This window comes from Nitrosospira sp. Is2 (genome assembly GCF_033095785.1).
Taxonomy (GTDB): Bacteria; Pseudomonadota; Gammaproteobacteria; order Burkholderiales; family Nitrosomonadaceae; genus Nitrosospira.
On sequence record NZ_CP137134.1, the window covers coordinates 14,313 to 34,505 of the forward strand.

The following is a 20,193-nucleotide window of genomic DNA, read 5'->3' on the forward strand; positions in this document are numbered from 1 at the left end:
AAGGGCAGCAAGGGATTCAATATGGTGGCGCAACCCGGCGGGCCTATTGCGCCCCACGCCCTATCCCCCCTACCTCCCTCCCCCCTTCGCCCTCGCTGGTTCCCACTAGTTTGCACAGGGCATATTCGATTAGAATGTCCGCCCGGGCATCCCGCTTGACTCGAAGTCTTTATGGATTTAACCGCAGAAATCGAGAGAAACGTCAGCCAGGCCCTGGCTGAAGACATCGGTACCGGCGACCTGACGGCAACCCTGCTTTCCGCTGATGAGACCGCGACCGCGACGGTGATCAGCCGCGAGACGGCCGTATTATGCGGCGCCGGATGGTTCGAAGCGGCTTTTAGGCAACAGCCTCCGCAAGCCGTGGTGCGCTGGTTCGCGCAGGATGGTGAGACCATCGGCGCCGGACAGAAACTTTGCGAGATCACGGGACCGGCACGCGGGCTGCTTACAGCAGAGCGAACCGCCCTGAATTTCGTGCAGTTGCTCTCCGCGGTCGCCACCCGCACCCGGCTTTACGTAGATGCGGTCGCGAAAACCGGCGCGGTTATCGTCGATACACGTAAGACGCTGCCGGGATTGCGGCTGGCGCAAAAGTACGCGGTCAGATGCGGCGGTGGCACCAATCATCGGCTGGGTTTATACGACGGCATACTCATCAAGGAGAATCACATCATTGCTGCGGGGGGCATCGCACCCGCCCTGCGCGCGGCGAGAAAGATTGCGCCGCCCGGTGTATTCATCCAGATCGAAGTGGAAACCCTGAATGACCTGCGCACCGCTCTGGACGCGGGAGCGAAACTGGTGCTGCTGGACAACTTCGACCTCGACGGAATGTGCGAAGCGGTGATATTGAACGCCAGAGTGACCAACCGCGCCGCCGCGCTGGAGGCATCGGGGGGGATTACGCTCGACAACGTTCGCGCCGTGGCGGAAACCGGCGTGGACCGGATCTCGATCGGCAGCCTTACCAAGGACATCAAGGCAGTGGACCTGTCGATGCGCTTCTCATCGACCGTTTAAGGAATCTAGCGCGGCAAGCGCGGCAAGCGTCCCGGGATCGGGTTCGCCGTGGAAATATTTTTCCAGGCATTCCTGGAATATTTCATTATTCGCCGTGACCTGCGCGAACAGGGACATCGACGACCGAAATTTCATATTGTCCGGATAACTGAAAATATACTCCGCTGAATGGCCCTCTAGATCGGCGACGATCTGGCTGCATTCCCGCAACCGCGGCCCGAGGATGGGGTGCGCCAGGTATGCTTCGGCTTCTTCACGGGAAGAGATGGCAAATCTTTGCGCCATCGCGCTCCGGCCCAGGCCCTTGAGCTGCGGAAAGATGAACCACATCCAGTGGCTCTGCTTGCGTCCCTGTCGCAGTTCACGGCAAGCGCTCTCAAACCCGGGCCGCTGAGCATCCACAAAGCGCTGAAGATTGTAGGGATCATCCATTTTTCGTCACCAAAACTGGTTAGCGATTAAATTATCGAGCCCGCAGCCGTTACTGATTGAAAGGGGGAACGAATTGCGCTGGGATCGGAAATTGGCCCCCAGGTTAAACAGGCCGCGCGCTCCATGCCCACCGTCGTTTCCGGGCACTGCTCAGCGGTTGGGTTTTTCTCGTCTCGTTCATAGTTTATAATGGTTCTCCTTCCACTTGGAATCCAGCACCAAATGCGGGCGCCGCGCTGAGCCACGGAAGCATTTCCAGGGCCCGGCTGAGGGCCCTCCGAGTTTCTTCGAACCATTCAAACATCGGTTTTGAACCAATCACCCTCGAAGGAGACCGGATACAATTGATAAGATATTATTTTTCGCTGTCGGGCAGGGCGTATCCCTGCAGTCCCTTCCCGGTACCGCATGACCTGGTCTGACTATCTTCCCGTCTGGCCGTTTGCGGTGAGCCCGGCGTTATGGCTCGCGCTCACGCTCGTTATCGCGGTGCTCGTCAGCGAAATGATGGTCCGGCACCTGCGGTGGCCACGCATTGTCGGCTATATCGGCATCGGCATACTGTTGGGTCCCGGGGGGCTGAGCCTGATACCCGAGGTGCCGGCCGCCGAATGGCGGCTGGTGGTGGATCTGGCGCTGGGCATCCTGCTGTTCGAGCTGGGAAGCCGGGTGAACCTTCGCTGGCTCAAGGCCAACCCCTGGATTTTGGCCACCAGCCTGCTTGAAGCGACTGCGACGTTTGCCGCTGTTTTCGGGCTATTGAAATCGTTTGGCTATGCTGGGGCCGCTGCCGCAGTCGTCGCCACTATCGTCATCGCCACCTCTCCCGCCATTGTGGTGCGTATCGTTACCGAAACGCGCGCCCAGGGGCAGGTGACCGACCGGCTTATGCTCATGACCGCGCTCAACTGCATTTATGCGGTCATCTTTCATAAGCTGGCCGTCGCAGGCCTGCATGGAGCAACGGGGGCTGAACTGATCCATACCATATTGCCGCCCCTCTACCTCCTCGGTGGTTCCGCGCTGCTGGCCTGGTTGTTCGGTATTACCTTCGAGCGCATCCATCATTATCTGGGACAGCACGAAGAAACCTTTTCCTTTGTCCTGTTCGGCATGATCGCATTCGCGACCATCATGGCCTCGACGCTCAAACTCAGTCCAATTCTCGTGCTGCTCGCCGCGGGCCTTATCACGCGCTACCGCCGCAAGCGTCCACGCACCTTTCCGCCGCACTTCGGCTCGGCGGGGGCTGTGCTCGTGGTGATGATGTTCATCGCGACCGGCCTCGCAGCCGACCTCGGCGGCTTGAGCGACAGCTTCCTGCTGGTATTGCTGCTCATCGTGGTGCGGGCGGCGGCCAAGCTCCTTTCGGTGCTGGCTCTGGCCAATTACAGCGGCATCGGCCTGCGGCAGGCTCTCGCATTGGGCGTGGCGATGACGCCCATGTCCAGCGTCGCGCTTCTGCTTACGGTGGATACGGGAACGGTTTTTCCTGGCTTCGCCTCCGGACTGGGCCTTGCGCTGATGAGTTGTATTGTCATTCTTGAGCTTGCCGGCCCATTTCTGGTGCAAGCCGCCCTGCGGAAAGCGGGAGAGACGTCGGAGAACGGAAGATGAGCCTGATGCCCTTTGCTTCCTCGCGCCCCCTGACCTTGGGCGTGGAGCTTGAGCTGCAGCTGCTCAGCTGTAATGACTATAACCTGGTTTCCTCAGCCCCGGATATCCTGCGCCGCCTGGAGAAATCCACGCACCCGGGCGAAATAAAGCCGGAGATGACCCGCAGCATGATCGAAATCAACACCTCTGTGCAGCAGGAGTACGGCGAGTTGGTCGAGGAGCTGCTCACCCTGCGCAGCGCCGTTACCGATGCCGGTCGCTTTCTGAACGTGGCCGTGGCCGGCGGTGGCACCCATCCGTTCCAGCACTGGAGCGAACAGAAGATTTACGATGCGCCGCGCTTCCATTACCTGTCGGAACTGTACGGCTACCTGGCGAAGCAGTTCACCATCTTCGGCCAGCACGTCCACATCGGCTGTCCCGGACCGGATGAGGCGCTGCATCTGATGCATATGCTGTCGCGCTATATTCCCCACTTCATCGCGTTATCCGCCAGCTCTCCGTTCGTGCAGGGACACGACACCGGGTTTGCCTCCGCGCGGCTGAATTCGGTGTTCTCGTTCCCCTTGAGTGGACGCGCTCCGTTCGTGCTACGCTGGGAAGACTTTGAACAGTTTTTCTCGAAAATGACCGGCACGGGCGTGGTGGAATCAATGAAGGATTTCTACTGGGATATCCGTCCCAAGCCGGAATTTGGCACCATAGAAGTCAGGGTGTGCGACACGCCTCTCACGGTAGAGATAGCGGCCGCCATTGCCTGCTATATTCAATCGATGTCACGATACATCATGGTGGAACAACGTACCCCTCCGGAAGAGGACGATTACCTGGTTTATACCTTCAATCGTTTCCAGGCATGCCGTTTCGGCCTCGACGGCGTCTTCATCGATCCGCGCACCCACGTGCGGCGCAGTATTCGCGAGGATATCAACGACATGCTGGAGCGCATCAGCGATCACGCGCGCGAACTGCGCGCGAGCGAGGCGCTGGAGCGCATCCGCGAAATACTCATTGTCGGCAATGGCACCAACTGGCTGCGCCAAACCTACGCGCGCGAGCACAATCTCGGCGATGTAATGCAATTGCAGGCCGAATTGTGGATGGGCAATTGAGGGCCAGCCTGGCGGCCCCCGACCATGCCCCGCCCGCTACGGATTGGCCTGTCGCCACGAATCCTGCATAACCCCCCGCCCGAACTCGGCTTTCGCAACAAGACCCTGCAATACCTCGAGCAGACGGTCGCGCACTGGATCATGCGGCGCGGCGCGCTGGTATTCATGTTGCCGGCGATAGAAACCGGGGGGGTTGAACGCTCCAAGGTACGCATCAGTGACTATGTCAGGGAAATAGACGGCCTGGTTCTGCAAGGAGGTGCGGACGTAAGCCCCGTCTCATACGGCGAAACGCCGGTGCGGCCCGAATGGTCCGGCGACCGGGTGCGCGATCTCTATGAAATGGAGCTTTTCTGGGAATGCGTGGTGCAGTCAAAGCCTGTGCTGGGCATCTGCCGCGGGCTGCAGCTGATCAACGTCGCGCTGGGCGGAACCCTCTACCAGGATATCGTTACCGAAAATCCCGACGCCATGGCGCATGTGGACGCAGACTTGTACGACCAGCACCGGCACACGGTCCTGATCGAGGAGAACTCGCGCCTGGCGAAGCTATACGGAGACCAGCATCAGCATCTGGTCAACAGTATCCATCATCAGGCGATCAAGCGGCTTGGACGCGACTCCGTGGTCGAGGCTGTTTCCGCAAGCGACGGCATTATCGAGGCAATACGCATGCGCGGCCAATCCTATGTGACCGGCTTTCAATGGCATCCCGAGTTTCACGGCCTGGGCAGCGAACTGCTTGATTCCGGACCCATCCTGGACGACTTTCTTGCCGCTGCGGAAAAGCAGCGCAAGTGAACCAGGCACGCCGGTTATCAATGGACCCGCATACAGAACAGAACACCGGAAGTCCTCCGATGACCTTTTTTGAAATCGCTCCCGTTGAACGCTATGGAACTCGCAGGTTGGATTAGCACAGTATAATCCGACAGCACGACGCTCATGCGCCCGAGAGCGGCGTCGAGTTATGCTGCGCCAGCCCAACCTGCGTTTCTGCGTTTTTCTGGCAAATTTCCTGTTAACTTAGCTTGCGAGGCGCAAAAAGCGAGGGTCATAAAGCGACAAAATTTGCAACTTGTAATTTATCGTCTATAAAGAGTTGACTACACCTGTTTTCTCGATAAATGGTGGCTTCCGGGAAGAGCAAGGAATAGGAAAAACCAGCAGTAAGCGAAAATGTTGTTCCGACGTGACACAAGATTCTTCGCTATTTAGAAATCTTTGTACTATAAATCCAAGGCAGCGTGCATGACATGGGTTGGAGCTATTACCGAAACTTGTGTATGACGAGTAATTGGACGATTCGTGGTTGCATCAAGGAATCGCCGCCTGATCGTGCGGGCGGATTGAATTAGGCGAATAAATAGACTAAGAGGGGGAAATATGGGGCTAAACCGGCAATTGCCGGACACATTAGAAGGTAGCTAATGTGTCCGGTCAGTCGGTTATCCGCGGGAATGACCTGCTCTTGTTTATTGGCTTCATTACGTCGAGTGCGATCCTTGAAAAAAGGAGCGGACTTCTGACGAAGCAATCAGTGAACAGGTGATTGGTTCCTGAAGAGAACAGAGGCGGACGTGCCTGTGCATGGGACGCACCTCCCCACCTGATTTTTGGATGCCTCCTCTTACAAGTTAAGGGATGAGAATTTCCGCTTCTGTGTTGCGGAATCGGCCACTAGCCAGCGTTAAAACGCGCACATTTGCTTGCGCTAACCCTGGCGCCTATTGCCGTCCTTACCCTTGCCCTCATTGAGCGCAGCCTTAAATGCCGCACCCGGTTTGAATATAGCAACCTTGGAGGCCGCAATCGCGAGTTCTTCCCCTGTCTTGGGATTTCGGCCAGTACGGGCAGAACGCTCGCGTATTCCGAAGGAACCAAAACCGGGTAGCGATAAGGAGTCCCCTTTTTTCAGGGCATCCGAAATAACCTCGATCAGCGCAACAATAGCGCGTTCCGCATCGACTTTGCGAAAGCCGGTTTTAGCGGCCATCGCATCAATAAGTTCTTTTTTATTCATGACTTTGACGAACCTGTTTCATTGTAATGGGCCTTTCAGCTTACGCGCTTGACGAGTGAGAGCAATAGTCTCAAAGTGCTATCCTGCCTGGTAGCACCGCCAGTGTTCGGGCTGCTGTGAAAAGCGCGAATTATCAGGCGGAAAATTCGCAAAATAATCCCCATGCAATCGCCCTCGTGAAGGCGAGAAGTGCCCCCGATTCGGGTGGCATGAATAACTTTTATCGGTAACTTTTATCGCAAGGTTTAGGCCGGGAGGAAATCGATACGGGCGGAGAAGGTCCGGGGGGATCAGGGACGAGCGACGAGATCAACGAAGGCAGGAAGGCCAAGGCAGGAAGGTGTCGCAAGGCAGAGCGGGAAGCCGGGAAAGTACAGCTCCCTCTAATCCTGGCGGGCCTGCTCGGCAATAAATGCCTTCACCACATCCGGATCGGCATTCATGACCACGTACCGTTGCGGCAGGTCTTCGATATTCTCATAGCCGGCGGGACGGGCGGGTTCACTTCCGATAGCCTCGACAATGCTCTCGGAAAACTTCACCGGGAGGGCGGTTTCGAGGCAGACCAGCGGCACGCCGGCCTCACGATGCTCCAACCCCACTTTCAAACCGTCGGCGGTATGCGGATCTACCAGCAGCCCATATGTTTCGTGTACCTTGCGTATCATCTCTACCCGGGCCGAATGGCTGCTGGTTCCGGACACCATCCCAAAATCATTCATTCTCTCCCATAAGGGGGTTCCGGCAAGATCAAAGGCCCCACCCGCGTCCACCACGTCCCATAATTCTTTTACCCTTGCCGCGTCCCGTCCCGTCAGGTCGAAAATGAAGCGCTCGAAGTTCGACGCTTTCGAAATATCCATTGAGGGACTGCTGGTGTGCAGTGTTTCGGCGGTTTCCCGGGGGCGATAGCGACCCGTCCTGAAGAATTCATCCAGCACATCGTTTTCGTTGGTGGCAAGAATCAGGTTCCTGATGGGCAATCCCATCATACGGGCAACATGCCCCGCGCAGATATTGCCGAAATTGCCCGATGGCACGGAAAAGGACACCTGTTCCTCGTTTGAGCGGGTCGCGGCAAAATAACCTTTGAAATAATAGACAATCTGCGCTGCAATCCTTGCCCAGTTGATCGAATTGACGGTGCCAATGCGGTACTTCTGCTTGAAGACAATATCATTGCTGGTTGCTTTGACGATATCCTGGCAGTCGTCGAATACCCCCCGAATGGCGATATTGAAAATGTTCGGGTCTTGCAGGGAAAACATCTGCGCGGTCTGGAAGGGGCTCATCTTGCCTTGCGGCGACAGCATGAATACGCGAATGCTGCGCTTGCCGCGCATGGCGTGTTCCGCGCTTGGACCCGTATCCCCGGATGTCGCGCCCAGGATGTTCAGGCGCTCTCCTGTTTTTTCGAGGGCATATTCGAACAGGTTGCCCAGCAGTTGCATGGCGATATCCTTGAACGCCAGCGTCGGGCCATACGACAACCCGAGGATATGCAACCCCGGCTCCAGCGTTTTGAGCGGCGTGATTTCGTCGCTTTGAAACGCTTCCGCGCTATAGGTACGCGCGATCATGTCGCGCAGGTCATCCGTGGGGATATCGTCCGCAAACCGGGAAATGATCTCGAACGCAAGTTCCGCGTAACTCAGGCCGCGCAGTCTGGCCAGCCCGGCCGCATCGATTTGCGGATAGGTTTCGGGCATGGCAAGCCCGCCATCGGGCGCGAGCCCGCCCAGCAGGATTTGGGAAAACTTCTTTGGCGGCATTCCGCCGCGAGTGGAAATGTAGCGCATTCGTTCACCGTCAAGGAATACAGAATGTTCTTTAACTGAAAAAAATTGCATGGCGGCAGCGTTTTGGCTCGCTCCCCCAGGCTTTCCTAAAGGCCTTTCATGAAGGCTGTTATTGGGCCGGGCCGCCGTTGAAGCCGTTTCAAAAGATTACAGGGCCTCCCCGCGACTCGGCGGCCAAATGTGTCCAGTGCCGCCATTATTTGCTGTTCAAGTGTTCCAGCCGAATTCGGGTTACCTTGCCGGTCATCGTCGGCAGCTTCGTGATTTTGGCGATGGCCGCATTAATGTGTTTTTCGAGCGTCACGTGGGTGAGCATGATGATATCGACCTGTTCTTCCCCTTCACTTGGCTCTTTCTGCACCATGGCTTCGATGGAAATGCCCAGGTCCGCAAGTATGCGCGCGATATCCGCGAGCGCCCCCGGCTTGTCCAGGACCCGCAGCCGCAAGTAATAGGAAGTCTCCACTTCCTCCATCGGCAGGATCGGCGTATCCGATAACAGGTCGGGCTGGAACGCGAGATGGGGAACGCGGTGCTTGGGATCCGCAGTATGCATGCGGGTCACATCCACGAGATCGGCCACGACTGCGCTGCCGGTCGGTTCCGCACCCGCGCCCGCGCCATAATAGAGCGTTGCGCCCACTGCATCGCCTTTTACCACGACCGCGTTCATCACGCCCTCGACATTAGCGATCAGCCGCCGGGCCGGAATGAGTGTTGGATGAACCCGAAGTTCGATTCCCCCCGGCGTGCGGCGGGTAAGGCCCAGCAGCTTGATGCGGTAGCCCAGTTCCTCGGCATAACGGATATCTTCGCGCGTCAGTCTGGCGATGCCTTCGGTATAGACTTTCTCGAACTGCATGGGAATGCCGAAGGCAATCGAAGCCATGATAGTAAGCTTGTGCGCGGCATCGATGCCTTCGATATCGAAGGTCGGATCGACCTCGGCATACCCCAGCTTTTGCGCCTGCTTCAGCGCGGTATCAAAAGTCAGACCTTTGTCGCGCATTTCGGAAAGAATGAAATTGCTGGTGCCGTTGATGATTCCGGCAATCCATTCGATGCGGTTTGCCGTCAATCCCTCGCGCAGCGCCTTGATGATGGGGATGCCGCCCGCGACCGCCGCCTCGAACGCAACCATGACCCCCTTTTTCTGCGCCGCGGCGAAGATCTCGGTGCCGTGCGAGGCCAGCAAAGCCTTATTCGCGGTAATGACGTGTTTGCCGTTGTCGATGGCCTTCAGTATCAGTTCCTTTGCAACGGTGTAGCCGCCGATCAACTCGACCACGATATCGATATTCGGGTCCGACACAACCTCATTGGCATCGGCCGTGACAATCACGCCTTCGCCCGCGAGCTGGCGCGCCTTCTCCACGTCGCGATCCGCGATCATGCGGATGACAATGCCTCTGCCGGCCCGGCGCGTAATTTCTTCCTGGTTGCGTTCGAGGACGGCATACGTACCGCCGCCGACAGTGCCGATGCCTATTAGTCCTACATTGATGGGTTTCATAGCGTGAGTAATATTATTATTCAGATAAATCGGTTGATTGGCTGGGAGGCAGCGTTTTCATTTCCCTCCGCCATGCTTTTGTCCGCTCTCACGTCCCGCAAGTCCGTCACGATTCTCAGGTACGGTGCCGCTTGCGGTACCGCCCGAGAAAATCGGCGACGCGGCCCAGCGCTTCGGTAAGGTCATCGCTGTTAGGCAGGAAGACGACGCGGAAATGATCCGGTCGCGGCCAGTTGAACCCGCTTCCCTGCACCACCAGCACCTTTTCTTCCAGAAGCAGATCCAGCACGAACTGCTCGTCGTCCTCGATCGGATACATTTTTGGATCGAGACACGGGAATAAATACATCGCCGCGCTGGGCTTGACGCAGGAAACTCCGGGAATATCCGTCAGCAGTTTCCAGGCGAGATCGCGCTGCCGCATGAGCCGCCCGGTGGGCAGGACAAGATCGTTAATGCTCTGGTATCCGCCCAGTGCGGTCTGGATGCCGAATTGCGATGGAACATTCGCACACAGGCGCATCGAAGCCAGCATGGTGAGTCCGGCAATGTAGTCGCGGGCATATTGTTTTGTTCCTGAAACCACCGCCCAGCCGGAACGGAAACCGGCGGCGCGATAGTTCTTGGACAAACCGTTCAGGGTGACAAATAGCACGTCATCCGCCAGCGAGGCGATCGATGTGTGCTCAGCGCCGTCGTACAGTACTTTATCGTAGATTTCGTCCGCATAAACGATCAACTGATGCTGGCGGGCGATCTCGATGATTTCGAGCAGCATCTCGTCCGGATAAAGCGCCCCGGTCGGATTATTCGGGTTAATGATGGCGATTGCGCGAGTGTTCGAATTGACCTTCGAGCGGATATCGTCGAGGTCGGGGAGCCAGCCGGACTGTTCATCGCAAACATAGTGCCGCGCCGTGCCTCCCGCGAGCACCACGGCCGCCGTCCATAGCGGATAGTCGGGGGAAGGAACCAGTACCTCATCGCCAGTATTAAGAAGCGCCTGCATGGCCATCACAATCAGCTCGGAAACACCGTTGCCGATGTAAATGTCCTCCATCCGCACGTCCTTGACGCGCTTCTGCTGCGTGTAGTGCATGATCGCCTTGCGCGCCGCGAAAAGACCCTTCGAGTCGCAATAGCCCGATGCGGCGGAAAGGTTATGAATCACATCCTGCAGGATCTCCTCCGGCGCGTCGAAACCGAAAGACGCGGGGTTGCCGATATTCAGCTTGATGATGTATTGCCCTTCCTCCTCCATTTGCCGGGCACGGTCGAGCACCGGCCCGCGGATGTCATAACAGACATTCGCCAGCTTGCTGGATTTCAGGATGGGCCGCATGGATGGGAAAGCGTGATCGCGTGATCGCGTAGTCGCGTAATGGGATAGGGTGCCGGTAATGCCAGTCAAGCGCCGGTAGGAATAACCAGTGACGGATTTTTACCGCTTAGGATCTCGCGGCTCGTCCGTCAATCAGGAAAATGCTACTTTTTCCGCCCTTGTTTACACTTGAGCAGGCACAAAAACTTTATCACGGCACGAAAAAGATGTAATGTTACCCGACCAGCCAACCTGCCGCAAATGGAGCCTTGATTGAAGCTGCATCTTTCCGGAATGACCGGACAGAATATGTTCACCGGCTATGGGGCCGGGCATGTCATTATCAACCACCAGCGTTACGAGCACAGCCTGATCGTATTGCCTGACCGCATCATCGAAAACTGGGATGCGACCGCCTTCGAGGACGTCACGGCGGAACACTTCGACTTCGTGAAGTCGCTGCAACCGGAAATGGTGTTGTTCGGCACCGGGGCCACGCTGCGTTTTCCGCACCCGCGGCTGACCCGGAGCCTGATCCAGGCGGGCATCGGCGTAGACGTGATGGATACCGCGGCCGCCTGCCGCACCTACAATATCCTCACCGCGGAAGGGCGGCGGGTTGCGGCGGCGCTGCTGATCTAGCCTCTTGCCGCATTACTCGGTACGCTGCGCGCTAATCTGGCGGCCGGTCGGGTGGGCTATTCCTGCGTCTATTCCTTCGTACCTTCGCGCGTCGGCAGGGATGAGAATAACTCATTCCGCACCCGTTCGCGCCAGCTTTCAACCCACCCCGGCAGATCCGCGGGCAACATGGGACGCGACATAAAATTTCCCTGGGCCAAGTCACACCCGGTGCTGCGCAGAAGCTCCCAGTCGTTGCGATCCTGAACGCCTTCCGCCACCACTTCCATTCCCAGCTGCCGTGCCAGGGACAAGCTCGCGTCATACATGGCGCGCAGGGTCTCATCTGCCCATGCGCCGTGCACGAAGCCCTGGTCGATCTTCAGTTCATCGAACGGAATATCCCTCAGCTGAGCCAGCGAAGAGTGCCCGGTGCCGAAATCGTCGATGGACAGACGGAAGCGCTTCAGGCGCAGCCGGGTGAGGATCTCCAGCGGAGCGCGCGTGTCCTGCATCAGCTTTGTTTCCGTCACTTCCAGCACGATGCCCTGCGGCGCGATACCGGCTTCTGCCGTCAGCTCAGCGACAAAATTGAGAAAGTCCAGGGATGCCAGATTATCCATGGACACGTTCACCGCGACCCGCAAGGGTAGCTGCGCCTCGCGCCAGATTTTCGTCTGCTCGATCGCCCCGGCGAATACCACCCGTGTGAGAGCGTCGATCAGGCCCCCGGCTTCGGCCACATTGATGAACTGATCCGGAAAAACGATACCATCGACCGGATGCCTCCATCTCACCAGCGTCTCGACGCCGACCACGTCGCCGGTGGCAACCGACACCTTGGGCTGGTAATAATTGATCAGCTCGCCGTTGTCGATCGCGGCCCGCAACTCATCCACGCTATATGCTTTTTTCGCCGGTCCACCGGTACTGGTTGCGGAAGGGACCCATGTCTCGACCAGTGCGGCCAGGGCCTCAGGCTTGACCGGCTTATGCAGGTAACCAAGTATGGGAATATGATGGGCCTGAACCAGTTTCTCGGCGGTTCGCAGCATGCGCTCATCTTCCCCGCTGACCAGAATGAGGCTGCCCTGGTAGTGCAGCCCGACCAGGTGCCTCACGAACTCGATCCCATCCATTTTGGGCATGTTAAGGTCCAGCAGGATCACATCCGGCCCCCCCTGCAGGCCGGCAATCCGGTCCAGCGCAGCCTGCCCGCTGTCGCACAGCGTGACATTGGTAAAGCCCGCGTTTACGAGCACGCGCCTCAGCAGCTTCAGCATGAAGGACTCATCGTCCAGTACCAGAATTCTGATTTCCGATCTTTCAACCATTGCTTTTATCGCCTGAATTACGCCGACCGCGAAGCGACTTCGGCTTGAATGAATTATTAGACGGCCTGGTTGAGCTGCCAGGAAACACCAAAGCGGTCACTTACCCAACCAAACCGCTGGCTAAAACCATAGTTGCCCAGCGGCATAAAAACCTTGCCTTCATCAGACAGTATGTCAAATGCACGGTCAAGCTCCTCTTCAGTAGAGAATTCCACAAAAATTGAGCTTGAAGGTGTAAACGTAAAATCATGTTTGACGGGACTATCCGAACACATGAACTCGCCGCCACAGAGAGCAAAAACTGCGACTTTGACTGTATGGACAGGGCCGGGCTCGCCTTGCCCGTAGCGCTCAACGCGCATAATGCGGGAATCAGGGAGAGTGGCGACGTACAGATCCATCGCGGCTTGCGCGTTGCCCGTAAACATCAGGAACGGCCTGGCAGTTGCCATCAAGTACCCCCAGAAGTCGATTGCCGACTCACTTTATGTTATTCGTTGACAGGAAAAAACCGCGATGCACCTGGTGGAAGCACGGTGGGACCCGCGTCCGACCCTACCGAGAATGCCTATTATGCCAATGATGCGATATATTTATCCACGGTCGCCAACTCCAGTTCAAAACGCGACAAAAGCGAATTCAACGCCGCGGCATCCCCCGCCTTTCCCGCCCGCTCCATCTCTGCGCACAACTCACCCAAGCCCAAGGCGCCGACGGAACGGGCCGACGATTTAAGCTTATGTGCGGCGGCGGCAGCCGGCACGGTATCCCCCGCGACGATGGCAGCACGCAGTTCGGTTCCAATTTTTGCCGCACTGATGCGGAAGTCCTGTAAAAATTCTCCAATTACCGCAGGGTCATTCCCGACCAGCTGTTCCAGAACCTTCACGTCTACCGGTTTTTGCAAAACCGGCGTTGCCGAAGGAGTCGCAAGTTTGATCAGCTGAGCGGTTGCGGCTACTGGCGGCATCCATTTTTGCAGTATAGCTTTTAGATGCGCAAGCTGCACGGGCTTGCTCAGGTAATCGTCCATGCCCACCGCACGGCAATGCTCGGCCTCTCCCTTGAGCGCATTTGCGGTAAAAGCGATAATGGGCGCGCGGCGCACCTCCCCCTCCGCCTGACGGACAGCCGCCGTTAATTCGTAGCCGTCCATCTCCGGCATGTGGATATCAGTCAGCAGCAGGGAGTAGTTCCCGCTTTTCCAGCGTTCCAGCGCTTCGCGGCCATTGCTGGCAATGTCTGCGGCATATCCCAGCAAGGTCAGCTGTTGCCGGATCACTTTCTGGTTGATTTCATTATCCTCCGCCACCAGAATGAGCCTGCCCTCGCTCATGGCCTGCTCCCGCGATGGCACCGCCACCGCCTCCACCTGCTCGGGCGGACGCACTTCGGCTTCTTCCTGCAGACGTCCCGCCGCAAGGGCGACCGCCCGCAGGAACGCGTCCCGATGCATGACATCTCCGTCAACCGTGACGGTATCCACGGTTTCGGTACGCTCGTGACGGCGCCGCCCGCGCCTGATCACAACAAAGCGCGGTTCGATGTCGGGCTGATGATGCCCATGCTCGAGCACCACGAAGTGGGGATCGACGTCGGGCCGGGCATGGAAAGCGGCGCGTACAGTCTCGAGTGGCGGAAGGTCGTGTCCCGCATCGATGATGACCAGCCACAAGCCGGGGGGAAGTTTCCCGATCCGTTTAGTTGCCTCCGCCACATCCACCGCCCGCTCGGCCGTCGCACCGCTATATGCCAGATAGATCGCCAGATCGTCCGCCAGCCCCTTCGGGTCGCCGATGACGAGACACGAGATCCCGGTCAGATCCACAACCTTGCTCGCGGCGGGGGCGGCAAGCGGAGACGTAAACGGCAGACGCACCGTGAAAACGGACCCCTCGCCCAGCGCGCTCGTCACGCTGACCGACCCCCCCATCAGTTGAATCAGATGATGGGAGATTGCCAGCCCCAGGCCCGTCCCGCCGAACCGGCGGGTGGTGGATGCATCGCCCTGGGTAAAGGAGGTAAAAAGCCGCGACTGGGTTTCCTCGTCCATCCCGATGCCGTTATCGATAATCTGAAACTCCACCGTCGCCTGGTCGAGGCTGCGCTCCATCAGCACCGCGCGCACGGCCACCCGGCCGGGCTCCTGCTGGCCGCTGGAGAATTTGATCGCGTTGTTCGCTAGGTTGACCAGCACCTGGCGCAGGCGCAAGGCGTCGCCCCGCACCTCGTCGGGTATCGCCGGGTCCAGGAACATCGTAAGTTCAACGCCCTTTCTGACCGCCAGGCTTTCGAGCATGCCGCATGCCTTTTCCACCACCTTTGCCACCGACATGGGGGCCTGCTCGATTTCCAGCCTGCCCGCCTCGATTTTGGAAAAATCAAGAATATCGTCGATGATCTCCAGCAGGGCGAAGGCCGACTCCCGGATGAGATCGACCATCTCCGTCTGGTAACCACTGAGGCTGGTTTGCTGCAATACGTCAGCCATGCCGATCACGCCGTTCATGGGCGTGCGTATTTCATGGCTCATGGCGGCAAGGAAGATCGATTTTGCCTGATTGGCCTGTTCGGCGTCGAGGCGTGCCTGCTGCAACTCCTTAAGGATGCGTGTCCGCATGCTGATGTCGATTGCAGAAGGAATTATTTTCACGACCCGGCCTTTGGGGTCGAGAACCGGCACCAGCATGCAATCAGCTGTCATGAGACCGCCATTGGCAATGCGTATCTCAACGTCACGGCGAACTATTTCCCCGGCTTGCGCCCGGTTGATGTCTTCTCGAATCTGGGCCTGCACCTCCGGCTTGTAGGAAAACCATCCCGTTTCGTCCAGCGTCTTGCCAATGACATCCTGGCTCCGCAGGCCGCCTACCTCCAGTGCGGTACGGTTGATATCCACCACGACACCATCAGGGGTCATTTCGCCAACCAGCGCGGCTAGGTTGTCCACGATGGCGCGAAAACGCTGCTCGCTGCCGCGCAGCGCCTGTTCCACGCGCTTGCGTTCGCGGATATCGCGCAAAACGCCGGTGAAATAGCGGTTTCCGCCGACGAAATATTCGCTCACCGCGACATACAGGTCGATGAGCTCTCCATTCTTGTGCCGCCCTTCGACCTCCCGGCCCATGCCTATGTTATGCATGCCCTCGACTTCAAGCGAGAGGATATGATCGAATTCGCAGCGCCCTCGCCCGGTGCGGTAATACCTGTTGATGTACGAGTCGTGGCTGCTCCGATGGGGTTCGGGCATGAGCATGGAAATATTCTGGCCAATCACCTCATCGCGCGTGTATCCAAAAAGTTTTTCTATTACCGGATTGACCGACCGGATGATGCTCTTGTCGTCGATAGTGATGATGCAATCCACCATATGCTCCACGATGGAGCGCATTTCCTCTTCCTTGCTGACCAGGATCGCATTGGCGCGCTCGAGGTCAGCGGTCCGTACTGCCACCCTTTCTTCCAGTTCCTGGTTGAGTTGCCGCAGGTTGTTTGCGGCAATGTCGCGCTCGCGGTTGCTGGCGTTGAGGCGCTCGGTCATGGTATTGAAAGTCCTCGCCAGCTGCCCTATTTCGTCCCATCCTTCCACCGGTACGCGCTGCTCAAGGTTTCCCGCCGCAATGTGGCGGGCGCTCTGGCTGAGATTTTTCAACGTGGTGACGACACGGCGGCTGAACAGGAGTGCGCCGAGTACAGCCGCAACCAGGGTCAGACCGGAGATCAGCAGGCCGAAGGTGCGCACGCGCTGCATAAACGCAAACACCTCGTCCGCATCCATCTTTACCTCGATGCTCCAGTTCATGCGCGGCAGATATCGCCATGCCGCCACCACTTCCTTCCCGCGGTAATCCGTTTTCAGGCCACCCCCGCGCTCGCCGTGCAAGCCGCTCTGTACCGCAGCCGAAGAAGGCGGGTTATTGAGCGGCACCTTGAACTCCAGCGCCGCATTGGGTTCATGCTTGAGGGGAGCCATCACCAGGCCGGTGCGTTCATCCAGCAGTCGCGTCAGCACCGTTTCGCCGCTCGCCCCGAGCCCGACGTTGTCCGTCACCACCTGGAAAACGCGCTCGCTGTAGATCTGCAGCGCCAGCACGCCCTCAAGCTTGCCCTGAATAACGATCGGGAACGCCATGAACGCAGCGATCTTGCCATGGGATGGCGCATAACGTTCAAAATCGGAAACGCCGTCCTGCAGGGTGTTCAATGCCTGGCGGGTCACCATGCCCAAGCCGGTGTTTCGAAACGGACCGGTGATCAGGTTGGTGTCAAAGTCGGCCTCATGAGCGTCGGTATAGACGATCTGCCCCTGCCGGGAGATCAGGAACAGGTCATAATAATCGGCTTCCTCCACAAACCGTTTGAAGTGCTCGCGATAGCGGGCGTCCAGGCGATGATAGGCATCCGAGTTCACGCCCCACCGGGCATGGACCTCGGCAAACTCGCGCACCGCCTGGCGCGTGGTGCTTGCCGTCTGTATGACACGCGCATCGAGGAGACGCTCGCGCAGATAACTGTCGATCTGCTCCGCTTTCATATCGGCCATCGCGGAAACCTGCCGGATGGCGGTTTGTTCCATCTCGGTTTCAAAAGTCCGAAGCAGCGTATACCCGATGACCAGGATAGGCAGCAGGGAGACCGCGACAAACCAGACCGCGAAGCGCTGCGTGAGTGACGTGAACCGCATCATGTTTTCGGCTCCCCAGCCAACCCGAGCGACTTGAGCAAAGAATCCCACTCTTCGCGCGACCGGTACGAGGGAAATGGCGAAGGCTCAAGCGGCCGGCCCGATTCCCAGACGATGTCAAACTGACCGTCCGGGCGCGCCCGGCCGACCCGCGCCACTTTCCATGCATGGCGCGTAACCGGATCGAGCGAGACCACACCCTCGGGCGCAGGCAGGCTTTGGCGCAAGATGATGCGCTGCACGCGGCTCAGCTCGCCGGAACCTGCTTCCCGCGCCGCATCAATCCACATTTTCATATTGACATAAGAAACTTCCGCCGGGCTATCGACCATGGCCTCGGAACCGAAACGCTTGCTGAACCTTTTCAAAAAAGCCTGGTTCTCGATGGTAGGAACAGTCTGGAAATAATTCCGCGCCGCAAAATGGCCGGCCATCCGTGCGGTATCCTCGGCGGTCAACACCTCGGTGATGCTGAACGAGAGCACGGGAACCTTGTCGGCGGTGAGCCCCTGCTCCCGCAGGGCGTTAAAGAATGCGGCATTGTCGATGCCGCTGATGGTATTGAGCACAACGTCCGGTTGCCGACGGGCGATATCAGCTACCAGGTCGTCCATTGCAGTGCTCTTCAGTGGCTCATAGCGCTCGCCCACCACCTCCGCGCCGTGCGCAGCGAGTAAATCCTTCATAAGGACATTCAGCACGCGCGAAAAAGCGTAGTCCGAGCCGGCCAGATACACCCGTTTACCCCCTCGGCTCGGCCCCCCGGCCCTGCTGAGATTTTCCAATGCCCAGTGAACCGCCGGCATGACCAGCTGATTGGGTACAGCGCCGCCGTAAATGATGTTCGGCGACTGTTCCATGCCTTCATACCGCAGCGCGTAAAAGAGCAGGTGGCGATGCTTCTCGACGACCTGCCCCACCGCTTTCCGGCACTCCGACGTCCAGCATCCGAACAGGGCCTCGACATAGTCTTCCGTGATCAGCCGCTCCGCGTCCTGGGCGCAGTCATCCGGATCAGACCCGCAATCGATTACCCGAGCTTCTATTTTCCGTCCGTTTATTCCGCCGGATGCATTGGCCTCGTCGATGGCAAGCTGGATTGCATTCACTAATGGCCTTTCGCTCACGGCCATCGGACCCGACAGTGAATGCAGTACGCCGACCCTGATGCTGGTCTGCGCGCGAGCGTTGTGATGCCATATGACGAAACCGACGCCCAGCAGAACAATCAGCAGAACAAGTGCCACGCCCGACTTATAGCTGATCTTCACCGCGTGTTTTCCGCCATGACCATAAGGTGCCGGTTGAAAGGCTGATAATCAAAGTCTGAATAACCTTGTGGTGAGTACGTCCTTATCATAGACACAATGGTCGTGTTGCGAAACAGATCGGTAAAATTAAAGAAGAAACGCTGATAACCCCCGGCCAACCCACTTATAACCTCTTGCGCCGCGTAGATCCGCCATGGGTTCCCGTCTGAGGCCTACCTTTAATCGAGGCCCGTTCGGATTCTGCGTCAGGCTGGGTTCAGATCCTGGTTTGGCCCTTAAGTTGTGCTGAGGTTCCCCAAGTTCCTTCAGGTTCCACGCCGCATGCGGCGGGGCGCGCTGCATGAGCGCGGCACCGCTCTGGTTCATTTATAAGGAGGGCTCGGGGAACGATCGGGAACGGCGGGGAACGGCCGGAGCATGCTCATGGAGCATTCAGGGCCTGCAGATGAGCCGCCACGCTCCGTCCCAGCGCCTTCAGGTGATAGCCGCCCTCGAGAACCGATACCACCCGATCACCGGCAAAGCGGCTGGCAACTTCCCGTATTATCCGGGTTACCCAGGCGTAATCCTCTTCCACAAGATTCAACGAAGAAAGATCATCGTCTCTATGCGCGTCAAAGCCGGCCGAGACAAACAGCATTTGCGGCCGGAAGCGCTCCAGCGCGGGCAACCAGAACTCACGCACGGCGGCGCGAAACAGCTCACCCCCGGCGCCAGCCGGCAGCGGGATATTGACCATTCGGTCGGAGCGCTTCTCGAGGCCCTGGTAGGGATAGAAGGGGTGCTGGAATGTGGAAACCATCATGACCCGCGCATCGTCCCGAAAAATATCTTCGGTGCCGTTGCCGTGATGCACGTCGAAGTCAGCCACAGCGACGCGCTCCAGCTTATGTGCCTCCAGGGCGTGCGCCACTCCGACCGCGACATTGTTGATAAAGCAAAAGCCCATGGCCTGGCTGCGTTGCGCATGATGGCCCGGGGGACGGATGCTGCAAAACGCGTTGTCCGTCTTCTTTTGCACTACGAGGTCCGTTGCGAGCACGACCGCGCCCGCCGCTCGCAACGCCGCCTTCATGGAATGGCGGTTCATCGCGGTGTCAGGATCGAGATATGCCCCGCCGGTTGCAGATGCGCGCAGGCTTGCTGCCTCCAGCATTTTAATGTAACCGGGTGCGTGCACGCGCTGCAGTTGCTGGAGAGCTGCCAGCGGCGCAAGATGACGTTCCAGTTGCGGCATAAGGCCGCATGCCAGCAGTTCATCCTCTATGGCCTGTAGCCGGGCCGGGGATTCAGGATGATATGGACTGCATTCGTGCAACAGGCAGTCGGGGTGCGAGATGAAAGCGGTACGCATCGATGTTTTTCAGGCGGCAGACCCGTGGGCTGACATTGAGCTCACCCGGGCGGATGTTCTTCTCGCGCTCGATCTTCCTCTGAAATTGA

15 protein-coding genes are annotated in these 20,193 nt (G+C 58.2%); 5 read left to right on the top strand and 10 right to left on the bottom strand.

Annotated features, from left to right (window positions below; translation table 11 throughout):
- Nucleotides 1-171 precede the first annotated feature (171 nt).
- On the top strand, nucleotides 172-1,023 hold the full coding sequence (nadC, locus tag R5L00_RS00090; RefSeq protein ID WP_317652733.1) for a carboxylating nicotinate-nucleotide diphosphorylase: 852 nt from the start codon (nucleotides 172-174) through the stop codon (nucleotides 1,021-1,023).
- On the opposite strand, the gene R5L00_RS00095 is transcribed toward nadC, so the two are convergent.
- Nucleotides 1,009-1,455 (bottom strand): DUF1810 domain-containing protein, encoded by a 447-nt coding sequence (locus R5L00_RS00095; protein WP_317652734.1) that lies wholly within the window; start codon nucleotides 1,453-1,455, stop codon nucleotides 1,009-1,011. The two genes, nadC and R5L00_RS00095, sit on opposite strands and share 15 nt — an antisense overlap.
- 408 nt (nucleotides 1,456-1,863) lie before the next feature.
- On the opposite strand from R5L00_RS00095, the gene R5L00_RS00100 reads away from it, so the two are divergent.
- From R5L00_RS00100 to R5L00_RS00110, 3 genes are read left to right on the top strand one after another with little or no spacing between them, the layout of a single operon-like run.
- Nucleotides 1,864-3,072 (top strand): cation:proton antiporter, encoded by a 1,209-nt coding sequence (locus R5L00_RS00100; protein ID WP_317652735.1) that lies wholly within the window; start codon nucleotides 1,864-1,866, stop codon nucleotides 3,070-3,072.
- The gene (locus tag R5L00_RS00105; protein ID WP_107692896.1) at nucleotides 3,069-4,184 is read left to right on the top strand and encodes a YbdK family carboxylate-amine ligase; all 1,116 of its coding nucleotides are present in this window, start codon (nucleotides 3,069-3,071) and stop codon (nucleotides 4,182-4,184) included. Before R5L00_RS00100 ends, R5L00_RS00105 begins: the two co-directional genes overlap by 4 nt.
- A gap of 24 nt (nucleotides 4,185-4,208) precedes the next feature.
- On the top strand, nucleotides 4,209-4,985 hold the full coding sequence (locus tag R5L00_RS00110) for a gamma-glutamyl-gamma-aminobutyrate hydrolase family protein (protein ID WP_317652736.1): 777 nt from the start codon (nucleotides 4,209-4,211) through the stop codon (nucleotides 4,983-4,985).
- 913 nt (nucleotides 4,986-5,898) lie between these two features.
- On the opposite strand, the gene R5L00_RS00115 is transcribed toward R5L00_RS00110, so the two are convergent.
- The 4 genes from R5L00_RS00115 to R5L00_RS00130 form a co-directional block, all read right to left on the bottom strand.
- Nucleotides 5,899-6,207, bottom strand: coding sequence for an HU family DNA-binding protein (locus R5L00_RS00115; RefSeq protein WP_317652737.1), 309 nt, complete (start codon nucleotides 6,205-6,207; stop codon nucleotides 5,899-5,901).
- A 383-nt stretch (nucleotides 6,208-6,590) separates the two neighbouring features.
- Entirely contained in the window at nucleotides 6,591-8,006 is a 1,416-nt protein-coding gene (gene thrC, locus R5L00_RS00120; protein ID WP_317652738.1) for a threonine synthase, read from the bottom strand.
- A 196-nt stretch (nucleotides 8,007-8,202) separates the two neighbouring features.
- Nucleotides 8,203-9,519, bottom strand: a complete 1,317-nt coding sequence (locus R5L00_RS00125) for a homoserine dehydrogenase (RefSeq protein ID WP_317652739.1) — start codon at nucleotides 9,517-9,519, stop codon at nucleotides 8,203-8,205.
- Between the two features lie 115 nt (nucleotides 9,520-9,634).
- Nucleotides 9,635-10,861 (bottom strand): pyridoxal phosphate-dependent aminotransferase, encoded by a 1,227-nt coding sequence (locus R5L00_RS00130; RefSeq protein ID WP_317652740.1) that lies wholly within the window; start codon nucleotides 10,859-10,861, stop codon nucleotides 9,635-9,637.
- A gap of 252 nt (nucleotides 10,862-11,113) precedes the next feature.
- On the opposite strand from R5L00_RS00130, the gene R5L00_RS00135 reads away from it, so the two are divergent.
- The gene (locus R5L00_RS00135; protein WP_317652741.1) at nucleotides 11,114-11,482 is read left to right on the top strand and encodes an Mth938-like domain-containing protein; all 369 of its coding nucleotides are present in this window, start codon (nucleotides 11,114-11,116) and stop codon (nucleotides 11,480-11,482) included.
- A 68-nt stretch (nucleotides 11,483-11,550) separates the two neighbouring features.
- On the opposite strand, the gene R5L00_RS00140 is transcribed toward R5L00_RS00135, so the two are convergent.
- From R5L00_RS00140 to R5L00_RS00160, 5 genes are all read right to left on the bottom strand, one after another.
- Entirely contained in the window at nucleotides 11,551-12,795 is a 1,245-nt protein-coding gene (locus tag R5L00_RS00140) for an EAL domain-containing protein (RefSeq protein WP_107692889.1), read from the bottom strand.
- 56 nt (nucleotides 12,796-12,851) lie between these two features.
- A complete protein-coding gene (locus R5L00_RS00145; protein WP_317652742.1) occupies nucleotides 12,852-13,247 on the bottom strand; it encodes a VOC family protein in 396 nt (131 codons plus the stop codon).
- A 119-nt stretch (nucleotides 13,248-13,366) separates the two neighbouring features.
- Nucleotides 13,367-17,482, bottom strand: coding sequence for a PAS domain S-box protein (locus R5L00_RS00150; RefSeq protein ID WP_317652743.1), 4,116 nt, complete (start codon nucleotides 17,480-17,482; stop codon nucleotides 13,367-13,369).
- A complete protein-coding gene (locus R5L00_RS00155; protein ID WP_317652744.1) occupies nucleotides 17,479-18,750 on the bottom strand; it encodes an ABC transporter substrate-binding protein in 1,272 nt (423 codons plus the stop codon). Before R5L00_RS00155 ends, R5L00_RS00150 begins: the two co-directional genes overlap by 4 nt.
- 421 nt (nucleotides 18,751-19,171) lie before the next feature.
- A complete protein-coding gene (locus R5L00_RS00160; protein WP_317652745.1) occupies nucleotides 19,172-20,104 on the bottom strand; it encodes a histone deacetylase family protein in 933 nt (310 codons plus the stop codon).
- Nucleotides 20,105-20,193 lie beyond the last annotated feature (89 nt).

Excerpts from the sequence above, each read along its gene's own strand:
- nadC (WP_317652733.1), top strand. The coding sequence starts at position 172 with ATGGATTTAACCGCAGAAATCGAGAGAAACGTCAGCCAGGCCCTGGCT.
- R5L00_RS00095 (WP_317652734.1), bottom strand. The coding sequence starts at position 1,455 with ATGGATGATCCCTACAATCTTCAGCGCTTTGTGGATGCTCAGCGGCCC.
- R5L00_RS00100 (WP_317652735.1), top strand. The coding sequence starts at position 1,864 with ATGACCTGGTCTGACTATCTTCCCGTCTGGCCGTTTGCGGTGAGCCCG.
- R5L00_RS00105 (WP_107692896.1), top strand. The coding sequence starts at position 3,069 with ATGAGCCTGATGCCCTTTGCTTCCTCGCGCCCCCTGACCTTGGGCGTG.
- R5L00_RS00110 (WP_317652736.1), top strand. The coding sequence starts at position 4,209 with ATGCCCCGCCCGCTACGGATTGGCCTGTCGCCACGAATCCTGCATAAC.
- R5L00_RS00115 (WP_317652737.1), bottom strand. The coding sequence starts at position 6,207 with ATGAATAAAAAAGAACTTATTGATGCGATGGCCGCTAAAACCGGCTTT.
- thrC (WP_317652738.1), bottom strand. The coding sequence starts at position 8,006 with ATGCGCTACATTTCCACTCGCGGCGGAATGCCGCCAAAGAAGTTTTCC.
- R5L00_RS00125 (WP_317652739.1), bottom strand. The coding sequence starts at position 9,519 with ATGAAACCCATCAATGTAGGACTAATAGGCATCGGCACTGTCGGCGGC.
- R5L00_RS00130 (WP_317652740.1), bottom strand. The coding sequence starts at position 10,861 with ATGCGGCCCATCCTGAAATCCAGCAAGCTGGCGAATGTCTGTTATGAC.
- R5L00_RS00140 (WP_107692889.1), bottom strand. The coding sequence starts at position 12,795 with ATGGTTGAAAGATCGGAAATCAGAATTCTGGTACTGGACGATGAGTCC.
- R5L00_RS00145 (WP_317652742.1), bottom strand. The coding sequence starts at position 13,247 with ATGGCAACTGCCAGGCCGTTCCTGATGTTTACGGGCAACGCGCAAGCC.
- R5L00_RS00150 (WP_317652743.1), bottom strand. The coding sequence starts at position 17,482 with ATGATGCGGTTCACGTCACTCACGCAGCGCTTCGCGGTCTGGTTTGTC.
- R5L00_RS00160 (WP_317652745.1), bottom strand. The coding sequence starts at position 20,104 with ATGCGTACCGCTTTCATCTCGCACCCCGACTGCCTGTTGCACGAATGC.